At 72.9% G+C, this 16137-nt stretch carries 18 protein-coding genes; 9 read left to right on the plus strand and 9 right to left on the minus strand.

Annotated elements, in window-relative coordinates; genetic code table 11:
- Positions 1–111: 111 nt before the first annotated feature.
- Positions 112–648: a MarR family winged helix-turn-helix transcriptional regulator gene (locus ACIO9J_RS04555; protein ID WP_401992361.1), complete on the minus strand. Its 537-nt coding sequence runs from the start codon at positions 646–648 to the stop codon at positions 112–114.
- A complete protein-coding gene (locus tag ACIO9J_RS04560) occupies positions 645–2354 on the minus strand; it encodes an FUSC family protein (protein WP_401992364.1) in 1710 nt (569 codons plus the stop codon). Before ACIO9J_RS04560 ends, ACIO9J_RS04555 begins: the two co-directional genes overlap by 4 nt.
- Before the next feature lie 178 nt (positions 2355–2532).
- Here ACIO9J_RS04560 and ACIO9J_RS04565 point away from each other — a divergent pair, with 178 nt between their 5' ends.
- The gene (locus tag ACIO9J_RS04565) at positions 2533–3093 is read left to right on the plus strand and encodes a DUF5134 domain-containing protein (protein ID WP_401992367.1); all 561 of its coding nucleotides are present in this window, start codon (positions 2533–2535) and stop codon (positions 3091–3093) included.
- A gap of 210 nt (positions 3094–3303) precedes the next feature.
- Here ACIO9J_RS04565 and ACIO9J_RS04570 read toward each other — a convergent pair whose 3' ends face one another.
- The gene (locus ACIO9J_RS04570) at positions 3304–3948 is read right to left on the minus strand and encodes an HAD family hydrolase (protein ID WP_401992369.1); all 645 of its coding nucleotides are present in this window, start codon (positions 3946–3948) and stop codon (positions 3304–3306) included.
- A 273-nt stretch (positions 3949–4221) separates the two neighbouring features.
- On the opposite strand from ACIO9J_RS04570, the gene ACIO9J_RS04575 reads away from it, so the two are divergent.
- The 3 genes from ACIO9J_RS04575 to ACIO9J_RS04585 all read left to right on the plus strand — a co-directional run bounded on the left by ACIO9J_RS04575 (position 4222) and on the right by ACIO9J_RS04585 (position 6856).
- Complete coding sequence (locus ACIO9J_RS04575) at positions 4222–5160, plus strand: M56 family metallopeptidase (protein WP_401992371.1); 939 nt, start codon at positions 4222–4224, stop codon at positions 5158–5160.
- Positions 5161–5448: 288 nt separating this feature from the next.
- The gene (locus ACIO9J_RS04580) at positions 5449–6156 is read left to right on the plus strand and encodes a phosphatase PAP2 family protein (RefSeq protein ID WP_401992374.1); all 708 of its coding nucleotides are present in this window, start codon (positions 5449–5451) and stop codon (positions 6154–6156) included.
- Between the two features lie 10 nt (positions 6157–6166).
- Positions 6167–6856: an HAD family hydrolase gene (locus ACIO9J_RS04585; protein ID WP_401992377.1), complete on the plus strand. Its 690-nt coding sequence runs from the start codon at positions 6167–6169 to the stop codon at positions 6854–6856.
- A 13-nt stretch (positions 6857–6869) separates the two neighbouring features.
- On the opposite strand, the gene ACIO9J_RS04590 is transcribed toward ACIO9J_RS04585, so the two are convergent.
- Both ACIO9J_RS04590 and ACIO9J_RS04595 read right to left on the minus strand, forming a co-directional pair.
- On the minus strand, positions 6870–7301 hold the full coding sequence (locus ACIO9J_RS04590) for a (4Fe-4S)-binding protein (RefSeq protein ID WP_401992380.1): 432 nt from the start codon (positions 7299–7301) through the stop codon (positions 6870–6872).
- 27 nt (positions 7302–7328) lie between these two features.
- On the minus strand, positions 7329–7574 hold the full coding sequence (locus tag ACIO9J_RS04595; RefSeq protein WP_401992383.1) for a DUF2630 family protein: 246 nt from the start codon (positions 7572–7574) through the stop codon (positions 7329–7331).
- Between the two features lie 281 nt (positions 7575–7855).
- Here ACIO9J_RS04595 and ACIO9J_RS04600 point away from each other — a divergent pair, with 281 nt between their 5' ends.
- The gene (locus tag ACIO9J_RS04600) at positions 7856–8533 is read left to right on the plus strand and encodes a TetR/AcrR family transcriptional regulator (protein ID WP_401992386.1); all 678 of its coding nucleotides are present in this window, start codon (positions 7856–7858) and stop codon (positions 8531–8533) included.
- Here the strand turns inward: ACIO9J_RS04600 and ACIO9J_RS04605 are convergent.
- On the minus strand, positions 8521–10023 hold the full coding sequence (locus tag ACIO9J_RS04605; protein WP_401992389.1) for an LVIVD repeat-containing protein: 1503 nt from the start codon (positions 10021–10023) through the stop codon (positions 8521–8523). The genes ACIO9J_RS04600 and ACIO9J_RS04605 overlap by 13 nt on opposite strands.
- A 212-nt stretch (positions 10024–10235) precedes the next feature.
- Here ACIO9J_RS04605 and ACIO9J_RS04610 point away from each other — a divergent pair, with 212 nt between their 5' ends.
- Positions 10236–10859, plus strand: coding sequence for a DUF305 domain-containing protein (locus tag ACIO9J_RS04610; RefSeq protein WP_401993070.1), 624 nt, complete (start codon positions 10236–10238; stop codon positions 10857–10859).
- A gap of 45 nt (positions 10860–10904) precedes the next feature.
- Here the strand turns inward: ACIO9J_RS04610 and ACIO9J_RS04615 are convergent, their stop codons facing one another.
- Positions 10905–11639 (minus strand): DUF6214 family protein, encoded by a 735-nt coding sequence (locus ACIO9J_RS04615; RefSeq protein ID WP_401992392.1) that lies wholly within the window; start codon positions 11637–11639, stop codon positions 10905–10907.
- A 249-nt stretch (positions 11640–11888) separates the two neighbouring features.
- Between ACIO9J_RS04615 and ACIO9J_RS04620 the strand changes: the two genes are divergently transcribed.
- Positions 11889–13259: an FAD-dependent oxidoreductase gene (locus ACIO9J_RS04620; protein ID WP_401992395.1), complete on the plus strand. Its 1371-nt coding sequence runs from the start codon at positions 11889–11891 to the stop codon at positions 13257–13259.
- Between the two features lie 249 nt (positions 13260–13508).
- Here ACIO9J_RS04620 and ACIO9J_RS04625 read toward each other — a convergent pair whose 3' ends face one another.
- Complete coding sequence (locus ACIO9J_RS04625; protein WP_401992398.1) at positions 13509–13871, minus strand: ArsR/SmtB family transcription factor; 363 nt, start codon at positions 13869–13871, stop codon at positions 13509–13511.
- Between the two features lie 251 nt (positions 13872–14122).
- Between ACIO9J_RS04625 and ACIO9J_RS04630 the strand changes: the two genes are divergently transcribed.
- Positions 14123–15202, plus strand: coding sequence for an NADH:flavin oxidoreductase/NADH oxidase (locus ACIO9J_RS04630; RefSeq protein WP_401992401.1), 1080 nt, complete (start codon positions 14123–14125; stop codon positions 15200–15202).
- A 148-nt stretch (positions 15203–15350) separates the two neighbouring features.
- Here the strand turns inward: ACIO9J_RS04630 and ACIO9J_RS04635 are convergent, their stop codons facing one another.
- Positions 15351–15734, minus strand: coding sequence for a VOC family protein (locus tag ACIO9J_RS04635; RefSeq protein WP_401992404.1), 384 nt, complete (start codon positions 15732–15734; stop codon positions 15351–15353).
- 158 nt (positions 15735–15892) lie between these two features.
- On the opposite strand from ACIO9J_RS04635, the gene ACIO9J_RS04640 reads away from it, so the two are divergent.
- Entirely contained in the window at positions 15893–16126 is a 234-nt protein-coding gene (locus ACIO9J_RS04640) for a WhiB family transcriptional regulator (protein WP_401992407.1), read from the plus strand.
- Positions 16127–16137 lie beyond the last annotated feature (11 nt).

The following is a 16137-nucleotide window of genomic DNA, read 5'->3' on the forward strand; positions in this document are numbered from 1 at the left end:
CGGGACGGCCGGCTGGTCGGACCAGCTGAACTTCCGCACTCTGCCCGCACGCCGGGCCCGGGTCAACCGTCAGATCTTGGCCGTTCCGCGCCGCGCGGCCACCGTGGCCCGTCAGACCCTGCGCACCCCGAGCCGCCCTTCGAGCTGGCCGAGCAACTCGCCGAGCAGTCCGCTCAGTTGGCCCTGGCCGCCCGGGTCGAGCACGGACAGCACCACGGTCTCGTAGGCGAGTTGCTCCGGGAGCAGCGCGTCGACCAGGTCGCGTCCGGCGTCGGTCAGCCGGACGTGGGCGACGCGCCGGTCGCGGGCGTCGGTCCTGCGGTCGACCAGTTCGCGCTCCTGGAGCTGCTTGAGCCGTTTGGTGACCGCGGCTCCCGAGGAGAAGGTCTCGCGGGCCAGCTCGCCGGGGGTCAGTTCGTGCCCGGTGCGGCGCAGCGCGCCCAGCAGGTCGAACTCGGCGCGGGTCAGCCCGGCGCGGCGCAGCGGGGCGTCCTCGGCCTGCTGGAGGAGGGCCGCACAGCGGTTGATGCGGCCGATCACCTCCATGGGCCCGGTGTCGATGTCGGGGCGCACCGTCTGCCACTGCCGCACCACCGCGGCCACGGTGTCGCCACCGAAGCCCGCCACCGGACCGTTCTCTTCTGTCATGCTCGTGCGCCCTCCCAGGCGTCCGCGACCCTTTCGCGGGGCCGCGTCCCCTGACCGTTCTCACCGCTCTGTCGTCGGACCGTCGCCGCGAGCGTACGGTGTCCGGCGCGCTCGGCGTCGACCAGCCGCTCCTCGGGCAGGGCCCGCTGCCACCATTCGCCGGCCGCCGCGTCGGCCGCGGCGCGCAGGTCGACGAGCGCGCCGGTCAGCGAGCGGCGCGCGGGTTCGAGGGGTCCCGTGCCCGCGAGCGAGGCCTCGGCCCGCTCCCTGGCGAGCACCGCCGTGTCGATGGCCCGCTCGATGTGGTCGCCCGCGCGCCGGTTGGTGACGGCGAACGCGGCGATGATGCCGAGCAGCGCGCCCACCAGGGTGTCCACCACGCGGTCGACCATCAGTTCGCCGGGCTGCTGGAACCTGGCGAACTCGGTGACGAGCAGCGCCATCGGCGTCACGCACACCGTGCCGAGCCAGTAGTTGCGGCCCATCAGCGCCTCCGCGCCGAAGGCGAGCACCAGGCAGCTGACGATCAGTTCGGCGTGGCCGAGGTGTGCGAACGGCGCGACGGCGGCGAAGGCGAGGACTCCCACGAGATTACCGACCACACGCTGCACACCGCGGTTCCAGGTGAGCGTGACGTTCGCCTGATAGAGGGACGCGGCGGTCACCAGGGCCCAGTAGGGACGGCCGATGCCGAGCGCGAGCGACGCGTATCCGGCGAGCGCGCAGCCGACCCCGGTGCGCAGCGCGATGGGCAGCAGCGGGGAGCCGGGGGCGAGCCGCCGCCACAGGGGCGTCGCGGGCCCCGCGAGTCCGGCGTCGACACCGAGGATCTCGTCGCGCTCGCCGGGGCGTACGGCACGGGGGCGCGGGACGGCGCCGGTGCCGCGCAGCCCGGCGGCCCAGGCGCGCAGCGCGACGGTGTCCGCCTCCGCGGGCACCGCGAGGGCTTCCTCGGCGCGCACGACGAGGCGTTCCATGGCGCGCCGGGCCGCACCGCGCGATCCGGTGGCGAGCAGCGACTGCCAGGCGGCGTGCACGGCGCCCGCCGCGGCGGCGCGGGCCCGCTCGGCCGCGGGCCCCGCGGTGTCGGCGCGCGCGGCGTCGGCGTAGGCGGCCGCCGCGTGCAGGGCGCGGGCGGTGGCCCTGCGCTCGGGGCCGTGCGGGCGCACCAGGGCGGGCGCCATGCCGACCAGCCAGGCCACGGCGCCCCCGGCGAAGGTCAGCGCGAGGTGCCAGGGGACCTGGCCCAGGCTCTGCGGCGCGAAGAGGCACGCGGAGCTGATGAAGGTGAAGATCAGATGTCCGGGCGGCCCGATGCGGGTGGCGTCACAGAGCGTCTTCTGGACGGCGGCGAGCACCGCGCCGACCGCGACGAGGACGACGGCGGACCCGGTCAGCGAGGCGGTGACCAGGGCGACGCCGATGCTCGCGGCCATCCCCAGGACGACCCAGGCGAGCGCCTTCGCGCGCGCGGCGTACGGGAGGTGGTGGGCGTACAGCGCGCAGAACGAGCCGGCCATCGTGTACATCACGAGATCGAGCCGGCCGAGGGCGAGCAGCGTCAGGTTCGGTATCGCGGTGGCGACGACCACGCTGGACGCGGGTTTGAACCAGATGTCGGACGGCCTGCCGGGGCGCAGCACACCGGCGAGCGGGAGGCGGCGGACGCGTACGGGGCGGATCGGGGAGGGCGGTGCACTGCTCATACCCAAAACCTTAGCAAGTGTTTTACCTGCAAAAGATCTGGGGTGCGGAACGCCACACCTCGCACCGCGCCGCCCCCGCCCGCTCCCCCCGTGCTCCCGGTGCACCCCCGTGCGCTCGCGTACGGCCCCGCGTGCCTGGGCATCGACCCGACGACACCGTCGACTGGGGAGGTGCGCGGTGCACGGACCGGCGCAGGCCGGCTGGCTGCTCGTCGTGCTGTGCGCGGCGACCGGGGCCTACTGTCTGCTGCGGATGCGCAGCCGGATCGAGGAACAGCGCAGGACCGCGGGCGGCGAGGCGCTCATGGGGTTCGGCATGGCGGTGATGGCCGTGCCCGCCGCGGTGGTGTCACCACCGCGCTGGGTCTGGCTGGCCTACGCGGCGGTGTTCGGCGCGGCGGCCCTGCGGTCCCTGTGGTCGGCCCGCACCAGCCGCCACCATCTGCACCATCTGATCGGCGCGTTCGCCATGATCTACATGTCCCTGGCGATGACCATGACGCCCATGGCGCACGCGGGCCACGGCAGTTCGGGGGCGCCCGTCCTGACCGGCGTGTTCCTCGTCTACTTCGCGGCCTACGTCCTGCACTCGGGCACCCGGCTCGCCCCGGCCCGCACGGCCGCGGCCCCGGCGGGCCCACCCCCCGTACCGCTGGGCTGGGCCGACCGTCCCGAACTCGCCCTCGCCTGCCGGTTGTCGATGGGCATGGGGATGCTGGCGATGCTGCTGACCCTCTAGGGTCTTTCGTTTGGATCAGGCCGGATCAGGGAGCGGGGTCTGGTGCGTGCGATCGCAAGGCGGAGGAGGGCGGCAACGCGGAGCGTTGACAACCGACGACAACGCCGCAGGGGGCACCTCCCTGCTCGAGCGAAGCCGAGAGCTTGGGGGAGGGCGTGCCAGACCCCGCGAGCCCGACCTGATCCAAACGAAAGACCCTAGGGGCGGCGCTCAGCGCCCGATCAGCGAGGCCAGCGTGGTGAGGGTGTCGATCTGCCAGTCCGCGGCCTCCGCCACGGCCTGGTCGTCCGCCCACAAGTGACCCCACGGCCCCCTGCGGATGTGTGCCGTGCGCAGACCGGCCTGCTGGGCGGGGAAGATGTCGTCGGCCGGATGGTCGCCCACGTAGAGCGTCTCGCGCGGGCCCGCCTGGGACACCTCGAGCACCCGTGCGAAGAAGGCGGGATCGGGTTTCGCCACGCCCCAGTCGCCCGAGGTGACGACGAGGTCGGCGGGCAGGTCGAGGTCGCGCAGGAGCTCGGCGGCGCGCGAGGTCTGGTTGCCCGCGACGATGACGCGGACACCGAGCTTCTGGAGGCTGCCGAGGGCCGGGCGCACGTCCGGGTAGAGGTCGGTCTCGGCCAGGTGTTCGCCCCGGCCCGCCGCCTCCCGGGCGTGGTAGGCCGATGCGACGTCCATGTCAGGACTGATCAGGCGCAGGGCGTCCGCGCTGTTGCCGCCGCGCGCGACCACGGCACCGACCAGCGCGGAGACGGTGTGGCGCGGCACCTGGAGCCAGTCCGCCCAGGCGGCCCAGTAGCGGTCGTCTTTGGTGAGGGTCTCGCCCACGTCGAACACGATGGTCTCGATCGTCATCACAGGGACATTACGGCGTCGCGGGGCCCCGGCGGCCCGCACCACTCGGCCGCACGGGTGAGGTGGCACCGAAGGAGCACCCGCGCTCGCGCAGGTGTTTGAAGCGAAGGGCGAGCGAAGGACGAGCGAAGGGCGCCCGGGAGGCGGCACACCCCCGGCGCGCCCCGGCCGAGCAGGCACTCCGTACACTCCGCACCCGTTTCGTCCGTGGCGTCCGTCACTTGAGCGGGCAGTCCATACCCTCGGGCTGCCCGGCCCTCATAGGCTGACGGCATGATGGTCCCCGTCGCCCTGTTGCTGCTGGGCGCGCTGACCGCCCTCCTCGCCCCGCGGATGCTCGCACGGGCCGACTGGCCGGAGCGCGAACCGGTCGTCGCGCTGTGGGCGTGGCAGTGCGTGGTGGCGGGTGTCCTGCTCTGCTGCGCGCTCTCGATGACGCTGAGCGCCGCCGCCGCGTGGCAGGCCGTGCGCGGCCATCTCTTCGCCCCCGCGCCGCACGCCGTCGTCGAGGCGTACGCGCTCCAGGCGTCCGACGGCCCCTGGGCCGCGGCCACCGCCGTGGTGCTGGCCTGCGGCGGCGTCTGGACCGCGGCGATGCTGACCCGCGAGATCGTGCTCGCGCGCGCCCGGCGCGCCACGCGGCGTGCCGAACTCCTGGAGCGCGCACCGCTGTTGCCCGGTGAGGAGCCCGGCGCCGACCGGCTGGTCGTCCTGGAGGGCGAGCGCCCCGACGCCTGGTGGCTGCCGGGGCAGGCGCCCCAACTGGTCATCACCACAGCCGCGTTGCGCCGCCTCAAGGGCCGCCAGCTGGACGCGGTGCTCGCGCACGAGCAGGGCCACGCGCAGGCCAGGCACGACTGGCTGCTGCACTGCTCCGGCGCGCTCGCCTCGGGGTTCCCGCAGGTACGGGTGTTCGCGGCGTTCCGCGACGAGATGCACCGCCTGGTCGAACTGGCCGCGGACGACGTGGCGTCGCGCCGCTTCGGCCGGCTCACGATCGCCCTCGCCCTGGTCGAACTCAACGAGGACCGCGGCGTGTTCGGCCCGTGCCCGACCCCGCAGGCACACGTCCCGCAGCGCGTGCACCGGCTCCTGACGGCCCGCCCGCGGCTCACCGCGGGCCGCAGGCTGCGCCTGACGGCGACCGCCGCGCTGGTGCCGGTGATCCCGGTCCTGGTGACGTTCATCCCGGGGCTGCGGGCCCTGGGCTGACCGGGCACGCGCCCCTGGACCGACTCGCGACGCGGCCTGGACCGACCGGCAACGCGACCCTGGACCAACCGGCACCGTGACCTGGGCCGACCCCCGCGCTCATCTGGCCCGGTCGGCCATGCGCCCACGCGACCTCGCACCCCCGCACCCCCGCACCCCCGCACCCCCGCACCGACCTGGCCACACGACCCGTTTCCACCGAAGACGCCACCCCGGACCACACCCCGATTCCCGCCGCACCCCTCCCCGGCATGGCCCCGGCCCCGCCCCGTCGGGGAGGATCACTTCATGTACCCCGCGCCGCTCGACTCCCCCACCCGTCCCCCCGGTAGCCGGGCCGCCCTCGTCGCCGCGCTGCTCTGCGTCCCTTCCCTCCTGCTGTTGCTGCTCGTCTCGATGAAGTGGCGCCCACTGCTGACCCTCGACGGCGACATCGCCCGTACGACGCACCGCTGGGCGGTCTCCGACCCGGACACCACCCAGACCTTCCGGGTCCTCACCGACTGGGTGTGGGACCCCTGGACGATGCGGGCGCTGTGCGCGGTGGCCTGCGTGTGGCTCGCGGTGCGCGGGGCGTGGTGGCTCGCCGTCTGGCTGGCCGGCGCCTGTGCGGTGGGCTCGGCCCTGCAACAGTCCCTCAAGGCGGCGGTCGACCGGCCGCGCCCTGTGTGGCCGGACCCCGTGGACTCCGCGCACTACGCGGCCTTCCCCTCGGGCCACGCGATGACGGCCGCGGTGGTCTGCGGCCTGCTCCTGTGGCTGCTGCGCAGGTACCAGGTCAGCACCGCCGTGTGGCGCGTCGCGCTGGTCATCGCCGCGGTCTCCGTCCTCGGCGTCGGCCTGACCCGGATCTGGCTCGGTGTGCACTGGCCGTCGGACGTGCTCGGCGGCTGGCTGCTCGGCGCCATGACGGTGGCGCTCGCCATCGCGACGTACGCGTACTGGCCGGGCAGCCGCGGCGCCGACGGCACGGCGGCCTCGGCCGCGCCCCGCTAGGGTCATCCGGGTGAAGGCCGCACTGTTTGACTTCTCCGGGACGCTGTTCCGCGCCGAATCGACCGGTACCTGGCTCGCGTCGGTGCTCGACCGCGCCGGACTCGCCTTGCCCGAGGGCGAGTTGAGGGACACGACCGAGGCATTGGAGCGTGCGGGCGCGCTGCCGGGCGGGGCGTCGCCGGAGGCGGTGCCCGACCACCTCGCCGAGCTGTGGGCCACCCGCGACCGCGACGCCCACCTGCACCGCGCCGCCTACACCGGCCTCGCCCGCCAGGTGCCACTGCCCGATCCGGCCCTGTACGACGCGCTGTACGAGCGCCATATGACGCCCGCGGCCTGGGCGCCGTACGGCGACGCGGCGGACGTGCTCGCCGGGCTGCGCGAGCGGGGCGTGCGCGTCGCGGTGGTCAGCAACATCGGCTGGGACCCGCGCCCCGTCTTCCGCGCGCACGGCCTCGACGCCTACGTGGACGCGTACGTCCTCTCCTACGAGCACGGCATCCAGAAGCCGGACCCGCGCCTGTTCGCGCTGGCCTGCGAGGCGCTGGGGGCCGATCCGCGCGAGACCGTGATGGTCGGCGACGACCGGCGGGCCGACGGCGGCGCGGCCGCGCTGGGCTGCGCGGTGCACTTCGTCGACCACCTGCCGGCCGACCGGCGCCCGGACGCCCTGCGTCCGGTCCTCGGCCTCGTCGGCTGAACCGCCGCCCGCGTCAGCCCTCGTCCCCGGCTCCCGGAGCCCCGCACGGCCCTGCACGGTCGCAGTACGGCTGGTTGCCGCTGTGGCCGCAGCCGCACAGCGTCACCCGTGTCTCGTGCGTCGGCGCGGCATCCCCGGCGCGCACCAGCAGGTCGCCCCGCAGCACGATCCGGCCGTCGGCGCGGCGCGCCACGGACGTCCGCGCGGGCGGGGTCTCCGTGGACCCGTCGGCGAGGGCGTAGTGCAGCGCGCCCGACGGGCAGCGCCCGACCACCTCGGCGACCTCGGCGGCGGGCGCCGCGTCGGGCAGGATCCAGGGGCGCCGCCCGGTGTCGAACACCTGCGGCAGGCCGCGCACGCACTCCGCGGCGTGGATGCAGCGCGCGGCGTCGAAGGTGACGGTGACGGCGTCGCCCGGGTACGGCTTGCCCCGCTCGGTTCCCATGGCGGGCACCTCAGTACGGCCGGGCGCTCACGACTGGTACCCCTCGACCTCCGAAGCGGGCCGCACCGCCGCCTCGTCGGGGTCCTCGCCGAACTCGGTCTTGGCGCGCCGCTGGCGCAGGAGGTCCCAGCACTGGTCGAGCTCGCGCTCCAGGGCGCCGAGCCGCTCGTGTTCCGTGGGAGCGTCGATCTCTCCTGCGGCGAGGGACGCGCGGAGCTTCTTCTCGTCGTCGACCATCGCCGTGATCCGGGACAGGATCTGCTCTTGGTCCATGTCGGTCACCCTCCTCGGCCCCCCGGCCCACTGTAAGGAGGCCGGGCCGGATCGGCGAGGAGAGCGGGCGCGAGGGCCCGGAAGCGACGTGCGAAAAACCTGCGGCGCGGCCCTGGGCAGCGCGCGTAGAACGGCTGCGGAACGACCCGTGGGCAGGCAACACTCCCCCGCGGTGCTGCCTGCCCCAGGCCTGTCCGCCCCGTACGGGATCCCGTACCGAGTCCCCGTGGCGGGCGGTCTGAGTATATTGGCTCAGGGCCAGTCAACGTAGGAGTTACAGAATGTCCCCCCGTAGCCCATCGGTCAATGAAGAGTTGCGCAGGCGTTCCAGGGAGCGGCTGCTGCAGGCCACGGTGGAGCTCGTGAGCGAGCGGGGCTACGAGGCCACGAAGCTCGGCGATATCGCCGACCGGGCGGGCGCCGCCAGGGGCCTGGTGTCGTACTACTTCCCCGGCAAACGCCAGCTCCTGCAGTCGGCCGTGCACCGTCTGATGCACCTGACCCTGGCTGCGGCGCTGGAGCGGGAGCCGCTCGCGGACGACGGGCAGGAGCGCCTGGCGCGGGCCGTCGACGCGATCCTGGGCCTTGCCGTGGACCGGCCGCGGCTGATGCGCACGCACATGGCCGGGATCCTCCAGGCGGAGGGCTTCGTGCAGTGCCCGGAGCAGCAGCGCCTCGCCGAACTGCTGCGCGACACCGTCGAGCGCTACGGCTCGGACGACGTCGAGCGGGAGTATCCGCTGCTGCGGGCCCTGCTGATGGGCGCGGTGTTCGCCCTGCTCATGCCGGGGGCGCCGATGCCCATCGAGGCGCTGCGCGCCGAGCTGTTCCAGCGCTACGGCCTCGACTGGGGCCTGGGGGTCCCGCCGGGCGCGGCTCCGCCCGGCGGGACACATCCGCGTACGGCGTCCCGGCTCGCGGCCGGGACGCCGTACGCGGTCGAGACTCAGTCGAAGTAGTCAGGCTGCGTCTGGACGTTGAGCTCGTGCAGCCTGACCCGCTGGCCGGGGTCGGTCCGCTTGTCGTTGATCTTCAGGACGTCGAGGCCCTTGGCGATGTCGTTCGAGTAGATTCGGCCGTTGTAGTAGTACGCCGACCACGAACCCGCCGTGGTGATCTTGTCGGTGGTGAGCGGGCCGCGCTCGAAGTAGCCGATCTCCTTGGGCTTGTTGGAATTGGTGAAGTCCCAGACGGAGACGCCGCCCTGGTACCACGCCTGGACCATCAGGTCCTTGCCCTTGACCGGGATCAGCGAGCCGTTGTGGGCCACGCAGTTCTCGGTGTCGGCCTGGTGGCGCGGGATCTTGAAGTAGCTCTTGAAGACGAGCTTGCGCTTGTCGCCCTTGCCCTTGATGTCGTAGATGCCGTTGGCACCGCGCTCGGGACCCGTGGCCTCGTTGCAGGTGGCGCCGGAGCCGCCGCCCAGCTCGTCGGTGAAGACGACCTTGTCGGCCTTCTGGTTGAAGGTCGCCGAGTGCCAGAACGCGAAGTTCTGGTTGTCCTGGACCCGGTTGATGACCCTCGGGTTCTCCGGGTCCTTGATGGAGAAGAGGATGCCGTCGCCCATGCACGCGCCCGCCGCCAGGTCCTCCGACGGCAGCACCGTGATGTCGTGGCAGCCGGTGGTCTTGGAGACGCCCGGGTTGGTGGGCCCGCCCGGGTTTCCGCCGCCGTCGGGACCCTCACCGGGGAAGAGCACGGGGAAGTTGACCACCGCGGCCTTCTGCGGGGCCTTGCGCGGCACCTTGATGACGGAGATCCCGTCGTGCGGCGGCTGGCAGTCGGGGAAGGTCGCGCTCGGGGAGTACGAGGAGACGTAGATGTAGACGTTCCGCTTCTCCGGCACCAGCGTGTGCGTGTGCGAGCCGCAGGCGGTCTCCACGGCGGAGACGTACTTGGGGTTCGCCTTGTCGCTGATGTCGAAGACCTTCATGCCCTCCCAGGAGGACTTCTCCGTCGCGGGCTGCGTGGTGCTGTTGCAGGAGTTGTCGCTGCGCGAGGAGTCGGTCGACAGGAAGAGCAGGTTCCCCGAGACCGAGACGTCGTTCTGCGATCCCGGGCACAGGACCTGCGAGACGGTCTTCGGCGCCTTCGGGTTGCTGATGTCGTAGATGCGGAAGCCGTCGTAGTTGCCCGCGAAGGCGTACTTGCCCTGGAAGGCGATGTCGGTGTTGAGACCGGGCAGCGCGTCCTTGGGGATGTTGGCCAGGTGCTCGATGTTGGCGGAGTGGACGACCTCGTCGGGCGCGGGTATCTCGCCGCGCTCGATGGCCTTCCTGGCCTCGGCGGCCTCGCTCTTGGACACGCTCTTCGGGGCGGCGGGCGAGTCTCCGGGGTCGGGGGTCGCCCCCGCCGGCGCGGCGGTGAGCAGCGCGGCGAGCAGTCCGGCCGCCGCCGCGCCGATGCCCAGGCGTCTGCGCCGGGTTCGGGATGTGTTCAACAGGGTCACTGCGTCCTCCCTTGTCGCCGTTCGCACTCGAACGGTTCACGGACACCCGCAGTATCGTGCTCATCATGCACAGATCAACAGATGGCAACGCACTCGTAACGAGAGTTTCCGATCACCAACGCTCATGAACGTGCTAATACGGACCTCAACTCCCCCGCGTGCCACAGGAGGTTGCCGTGCCCTACCGTCGTACGTCCGCCGTCACCGCGCTCATGACGACCGCCGTCCTCGTCCTCGGGGGCTGTGACTCCGACGGGGGCGGCGGCTCGGAACCGAAGTCCGGGAGCCAGGCGTCACCGGGCCCCTCGGTGATCGCGCCGGGCAAGCCGGGCGAGAAGGCGGCGACCCTGTCGGCGGAGGAGGCGGCCAAGCGCAGGACCGACGACGACCGGCCCAACTCGGCCGACTTCACCTATACGCAGATGATGATCGTGCACCACGGGCAGGCACTCACCATGACCGAACTCGCCCCGAAGCGGGCCGAGTCGGGGAAGGTGAAGCGGCTGGCGTCCCGCATCAGCGCGGCGCAGAAGCCGGAGATCGGCGCGATGGAGCGCTGGCTCAAGAGCCACGGCGGGCCGCGCGAACACGCGGGCCACGACCACGGCTCGATGCCCGGCATGGCCACCGGGGCACAGCTGAAGCAGCTGCGCGCCGCGAAGGGGAAGGCGTTCGACGAACTCTTCCTGAAGCTGATGATCACGCATCACAACGGCGCGATCACCATGGCCACCGACCTCCTATCGGACGGCAACAACATCCAGGTCGAGGAGATGGCGAACGACGTGGTGGCGCAGCAGACGAGCGAGATCGGCAGGATGCAGCAGATGGAGTGAGCGCCGCCGGGCGACGCCCACCACCTCGGCCCAATTGGTCCACTCTCAGCGGCGGTTGTGGCGCGGCGGCAGATGACCGGCGTCCCTGGACGCGGCGATGAGCTTCAGCGACCTGCGGCGGCTGCGGCCCGTCGCGCACATCACGGCGAGCACCGGGTCCCGGCCCTCCCGCTGTGCCGCGCGGTAGGCCTCGGCGACGGTGCGCCGGCCTTCGCTGCCGCGCGGCCAGGAGGGGCGGGCGCGGTTCGGCGGGGGCGACGGGGCCGGTGTGGCCGGCAGCTCCGGGGCGGCGGGCAGCTCCGGCGCGGCTGACGTCGGTGCGGCGGGCATCGGTGGGGTCGGCGCGGGCGGCTCCGGTGCATGGCCCGCCGTCTCCTCGCACCAGGGCGGGCGACCATCGAAGCCGGTCGCGTACGGCTCCTCCTGGGCGGGCGCGACGAAGGTGTCGGGGGAGATCGGCGGCCGCGCGTACGGGTCCCCGAACGCATACGGGTCCCCGAAGGGATTCCTGCCGTCCGCCACCATCGCGAGGGCGTCGACGGCCGCCCCGTCACCGAACAGCAGCCGCACCTGGAACCAGGGCGGCGGAGAGCCCTCGCCGCCCCCACCCCACCCCGCCGTATCCACGGTCGGAGCCGCGTCCCGCCACCCGCCAGGACCCGCGTCCTGCCACCGCCACTGCCACTGGCCTTGGCCCTGCGCCGACCCCTGGGCCTGCGCCGGACCGCTCCGCGCCGCCGCTGTCGTGCCGTTTTCCTGCAACTCCCACGTCGGCCACATGGAGGCAGCGGCATCCGGTCGATAGTGTTCAGAAACGTCAATAGATGACCTATTCAGCACAGAAGCACGCTATCCGTGCGATCGCATTTGAACAGGAACGGCACGCACGCGGACGCGGGGCGGGGCACCCTGACAGCGGACCCCTGAGAGCCCGGCCCGCCCGGCCCACCTGTCCGGCATCTCCCCCTGGCAGGGCCGGGGTGCGATCCTGGGACCGTCCCGAGGTCACCTCGCGGAAGGAGCACCACCGTGCTGCAGGTCGCCGTCGTCGGTTCGGGCCCCAGCGGGGTGTACACCGCACAGACCCTCGTCCAGCGGGACGGGGCGCCCGAGGTGCGGGTCGATGTGCTCGACCGGCTGCCCTGCCCGTACGGCCTGGTCAGGTATGGCGTCGCGCCGGACCACGAGAAGATCAAGTCGCTCCAGAACAACCTGCGCACGGTCCTCGAACACGAGCGCGTGCGCTTCGTCGGCGGCGTCGAGATCGGCCCCGGCACCCTGCCGCCCGAACGGCTGCTCGGCCTCTACCACGCGGTGGTCTACTGCGTGGGCGCCGCCGCGGACCGCAGGCTCGGCGTGCCGGGCGAGGACCTGCCGGGCAGCCACTCCGCCACCGAGTTCGTCTCCTGGTACAGCGCCCACCCCGACGTACTGAGCGACGGCTTCCAGCAGGACGGTTTCGTACGCGGGGTGGAGTCCGCCGTCGTCATCGGGGTGGGCAACGTGGCGGTGGACGTCGCCAGGATGCTGGCGCGCGGCGCCGCCGAGCTGCTCCCCACCGACATGCCGGACGCGGCGCTCGGCGTGCTCGCGGACAGCGGGGTCCGCGAGGTCCACATGGTGGGGCGGCGCGGCCCCTCCCAGGCCCGGTTCACCACCAAGGAGCTGCGGGAGCTCGGCGCGCTGCCGGATACCGAAATCGTGGTGGATCCGGCGGAGTTGGCGCTCGACCCGGCCTACGCCGACCCGTCCGGCCTGCCCGCGGCGGCCCGCCGCAACGTCGAGGTCATGCGCGGCTGGGCGGCGAACCCGGCACCGCGGCGCACCCGGCGGATCCGGCTGCGCTTCTTCCTGCGCCCGGTGGCACTGACCGAGGGAGCCGGGGGCCGGGTGTCCTCGGTGCGGTTCGAACGCACCCAGCCCGACGGCCGGGGCGGAGTCACCGGGACGGGGCGGTTCGAGGACGTCGAGGCCCAGTTGGTGCTGCGCTCGGTCGGCTATCGCGGGGTGCCGCTCGACGGGCTGCCGTTCGACCAGGACCTCGGCACGGTGCCGCACGCGGCCGGGCGCGTGCTGCGCGACGGCGTCCCGTCACCCGGTGAGTACGTGGCTGGTTGGATCAAGCGCGGCCCGACCGGCGTCATCGGCACCAACCGGCCGTGCGCCAAGGAGACGGTCCTCTCCCTGCTGGCCGACGCGCCCGAACTCGCGCGCAGGACGGTTCCGGACGACCCGCTCGCGGCGCTCAGGGCCGCCGGCCTGCGTCCCGTCGACTGGGCGGGATGGCTGGCGATCGAACGCGCCGAGGCGGAGCTGGGGCGCTCGCTCGGGCGCGGCGTGGTGAAGATCCCGGACTGGGCGGGGCTGCGGGCGGCAGCGGCGCGAGAAGCGTCCGGATAACGATCCCGGACGAACGCATTCCGGAGCGCTGTGTGGCGCGACCGGGGCGGGGCCGAAGGACGGCCGGGGCACGGTGGCGACGCGGCCGGAGCACGGTGGAGCCGGAGCTGGGCCACGGTGGAGTGCGGCGGCGACGCCGGAGCGGAGCGAGGGCGGGAAGAGCGCGGGGTCCGGGAGCGAGCGAGGGGGCCGCCATGTCGCCCCGCCGGTCAACCGCCCCGTCCCGCACGGCGGTTCGATCCTGTCGGATCAGGTGCCGTCACCGTGCCGGTCCGCGTCCTTGGCCGCCGCGGCGAGCACGCTGTCGAGGAGCCCGGGAAACAGCGAGTCCAGGGTGTCGCGGCGCAGCACGCTGAGCTTGGCCGTGCCCCGGTATATCTGCCGGATCACACCGCTCTCGCGCAGCACCCGGAAGTGGTGCGTGCTGGTCGACTTGGTGACGGGCAGGTCGAAGTAGGAACAGGAGAGTTCCGCCCCCTCCTCCTTCGCCAGGTCCCGCACCACCCGCATGCGCATGGGGTCGGCGAGCGCGTGCAGCACGCCTTCGAGACGGATGTCCTTGGCTGCGGGATGGATCAGCGTTCTGCTGCTGGTGGTGGCGGCGATGGTCATGGCGGCTCCTCGTCGTGCGCCCGATCTCCCCGAGCGCTCCCGTCCGTACATCTGTACTGACGCACTCCGTGCTGGCGTACATCGAACAGCACCGAAGGGCGTCAGCGACCAGGTTTCCGACACGCGGCGCGTCCGACACGCCCGGCAGGCTTCTTCCAGCCATTGTACGAGATTCATCGTAGTTTGACATGCGCCGTACTACGATGGTTACCGTACGAGCAGCACATCAGCCGTGACGAATGGAGTCCGCCGTGAGCGCGCTGTTCGAGCCGTACACCCTGCGATCGCTGACGATCCCCAACCGGGTCTGGATGCCCCCGATGTGCCAGTACTCGGCGCTGTCCGAGGGCCCTGAGACCGGCGCACCGCGCGACTGGCACTTCGCGCACTACGGCGCCCGCGCCGCGGGCGGCACGGGCCTGATCATCGTCGAGGCCACCGCCGTGAGCCCCGAGGGCCGCATCAGCCCGTACGACCTGGGGATCTGGAACGACACGCAGGTCGAGGCGTTCCGCCGCGTCACGGACTTCCTCAGGAGCCAGGGCACGGTGCCCGGCGTGCAGATCGCCCACGCGGGCCGCAAGGCGTCGACCGACCGACCCTGGAAGGGCGGCGCCCCGCTGGACGCCGACGCGCACGGCTGGCAGCCGGTCGCACCGAGCCCGGTCGCCTTCGACGAGCGCCACGCGGTGCCGACGGAGCTCACCGGCGCGCAGATCCAGGAGATCGTGACGCAGTTCGCGGACGCCGCGCGGCGCTCGCTGGCCGCCGGGTTCGACGTCGCCGAGATCCACGGCGCGCACGGCTACCTGATCGGCGAGTTCCTCTCCCCGCACAGCAACCGGCGCACCGACGCCTACGGCGGCTCGTACGAGAACCGCACCCGCTTCGCCCTCGAAGTCGTCGACGCGGTGCGGGCCGTGTGGCCCGACGACAAGCCGCTGTTCTTCCGCATCTCCGCCACCGACTGGCTGACGGAGGACGGCTGGACGCCGGACGACACCGTCCGGTTCGCCGCCGAGCTCAAGGAGCACGGCGTCGACCTGCTCGACGTCTCCACCGGCGGCAACGCGGCGGGCGTGCGCATCCCCGTCGGCCCCGGCTACCAAGTCCCCTTCGCCGCACGGGTGAAGGCCGAGACGGAGCTGCCGGTCGCCGCCGTCGGCATGATCACCGAGGTCGAGCAGGCCGAGAAGATCCTCGCCAACGGCGAGGCCGACGCGGTGCTCCTGGGCCGTGAACTGCTGCGCGACCCCTCGTGGGCGCGGCGTGCGGCGCGCGAACTCGGCGCGGAGGTACGGGTGCCCGAGCAGTATCTGCGGTCCGTCTGACGATCCGTCACACTGGCCCGACGGGCCCGCCCGGGGTCCTCACCCACCTGACGCAGCCGCGAGTCCGGCCGGTCCGACACCGGCCGGACTCGCGGCTGCGGTCCTTGTGGCTGCGGTCTTTGTGGCCGCGGCCCTTGTTGGCGGGAGTTCACTCGGGGATGGCCGCCAGGGTGAAGGAGTGGCCCGCCGGGTCGGAGTAGGTCCGGGTGTCACGGGGGCCCGTGTTGTCCTTCGTGTCCACCGGGCGCGCGCCGAGGCCGACCGCCTCGCGCTCCGCCTCGTCCATGTCGGTACGGGCGACCATGATGCGCAGATGCGCCTGCTGCGAGTCCTCGGGCCGGGGCCAGCTCGGCGGAATGTAGTCGCGCTCGCGGTGCACGGACAGACAGACGCCGTCCCCGTGGGTGACCTCCACGTAGTCGGGGTCCTTGCTCAGCCGGACCTCAGCGCCGAGCAGGCCGGCGTAGAACTCGGCGAGCCGCTCGGGCTCCGAACAGTCGAGTACGAGCACGGTCTTCTTGTGGACGGTCATGCCCGGCGAGTCCCCCCGACCTGCCGTCTCAAACAGGTGGGAAGGAAGGGGGACGGCAGGGGGACGGCAGCGAGAAGGCCGCGGAAAGCGGCGGGAGGAACCTGCCGCACCCCCGCCGACCAGGTTTCCTTCCCTCCATCACGGGAACTCGCGCGCCCATGGACTGGTTGAACCGGGCCGCCTGCGCCGACGAGGACCCCGACTTGTTCTTTCCCTCCGGTGCGGCAGGACGTGCTCTGCAGAACCGCGCCGCGGCCAAACGCGTCTGCGCCCGCTGCCCGGTGAGCGGACTGTGCCTGGCCTGGGCCATGAACACCGGTCAGGCCACGGGCGTCTGGGGCGGCACCTGCGAGGAGGAACGAGCGGCCCTGCGCAGGCAGCTGCGCCGCTGAGACGCCGCCTC

Source organism: Streptomyces sp. NPDC087300 (genome assembly GCF_044744425.1).
Taxonomy (GTDB): domain Bacteria; phylum Actinomycetota; class Actinomycetes; order Streptomycetales; family Streptomycetaceae; genus Streptomyces.

Bases quoted from the DNA above. Each gene is read 5' to 3' on its own strand.
- ACIO9J_RS04610 (WP_401993070.1), top strand. From the start codon at position 10,236: ATGACGACCGCCGTCCTCGTCCTCGGGGGCTGTGACTCCGACGGGGGC.
- ACIO9J_RS04575 (WP_401992371.1), top strand. From the start codon at position 4,222: ATGATGGTCCCCGTCGCCCTGTTGCTGCTGGGCGCGCTGACCGCCCTC.
- ACIO9J_RS04640 (WP_401992407.1), top strand. From the start codon at position 15,893: ATGGACTGGTTGAACCGGGCCGCCTGCGCCGACGAGGACCCCGACTTG.
- ACIO9J_RS04635 (WP_401992404.1), bottom strand. From the start codon at position 15,734: ATGACCGTCCACAAGAAGACCGTGCTCGTACTCGACTGTTCGGAGCCC.
- ACIO9J_RS04570 (WP_401992369.1), bottom strand. From the start codon at position 3,948: ATGACGATCGAGACCATCGTGTTCGACGTGGGCGAGACCCTCACCAAA.
- ACIO9J_RS04560 (WP_401992364.1), bottom strand. From the start codon at position 2,354: ATGAGCAGTGCACCGCCCTCCCCGATCCGCCCCGTACGCGTCCGCCGC.
- ACIO9J_RS04555 (WP_401992361.1), bottom strand. From the start codon at position 648: ATGACAGAAGAGAACGGTCCGGTGGCGGGCTTCGGTGGCGACACCGTG.
- ACIO9J_RS04590 (WP_401992380.1), bottom strand. From the start codon at position 7,301: ATGGGAACCGAGCGGGGCAAGCCGTACCCGGGCGACGCCGTCACCGTC.
- ACIO9J_RS04580 (WP_401992374.1), top strand. From the start codon at position 5,449: ATGTACCCCGCGCCGCTCGACTCCCCCACCCGTCCCCCCGGTAGCCGG.
- ACIO9J_RS04615 (WP_401992392.1), bottom strand. From the start codon at position 11,639: ATGTGGCCGACGTGGGAGTTGCAGGAAAACGGCACGACAGCGGCGGCG.
- ACIO9J_RS04625 (WP_401992398.1), bottom strand. From the start codon at position 13,871: ATGACCATCGCCGCCACCACCAGCAGCAGAACGCTGATCCATCCCGCA.
- ACIO9J_RS04600 (WP_401992386.1), top strand. From the start codon at position 7,856: ATGTCCCCCCGTAGCCCATCGGTCAATGAAGAGTTGCGCAGGCGTTCC.
- ACIO9J_RS04595 (WP_401992383.1), bottom strand. From the start codon at position 7,574: ATGGACCAAGAGCAGATCCTGTCCCGGATCACGGCGATGGTCGACGAC.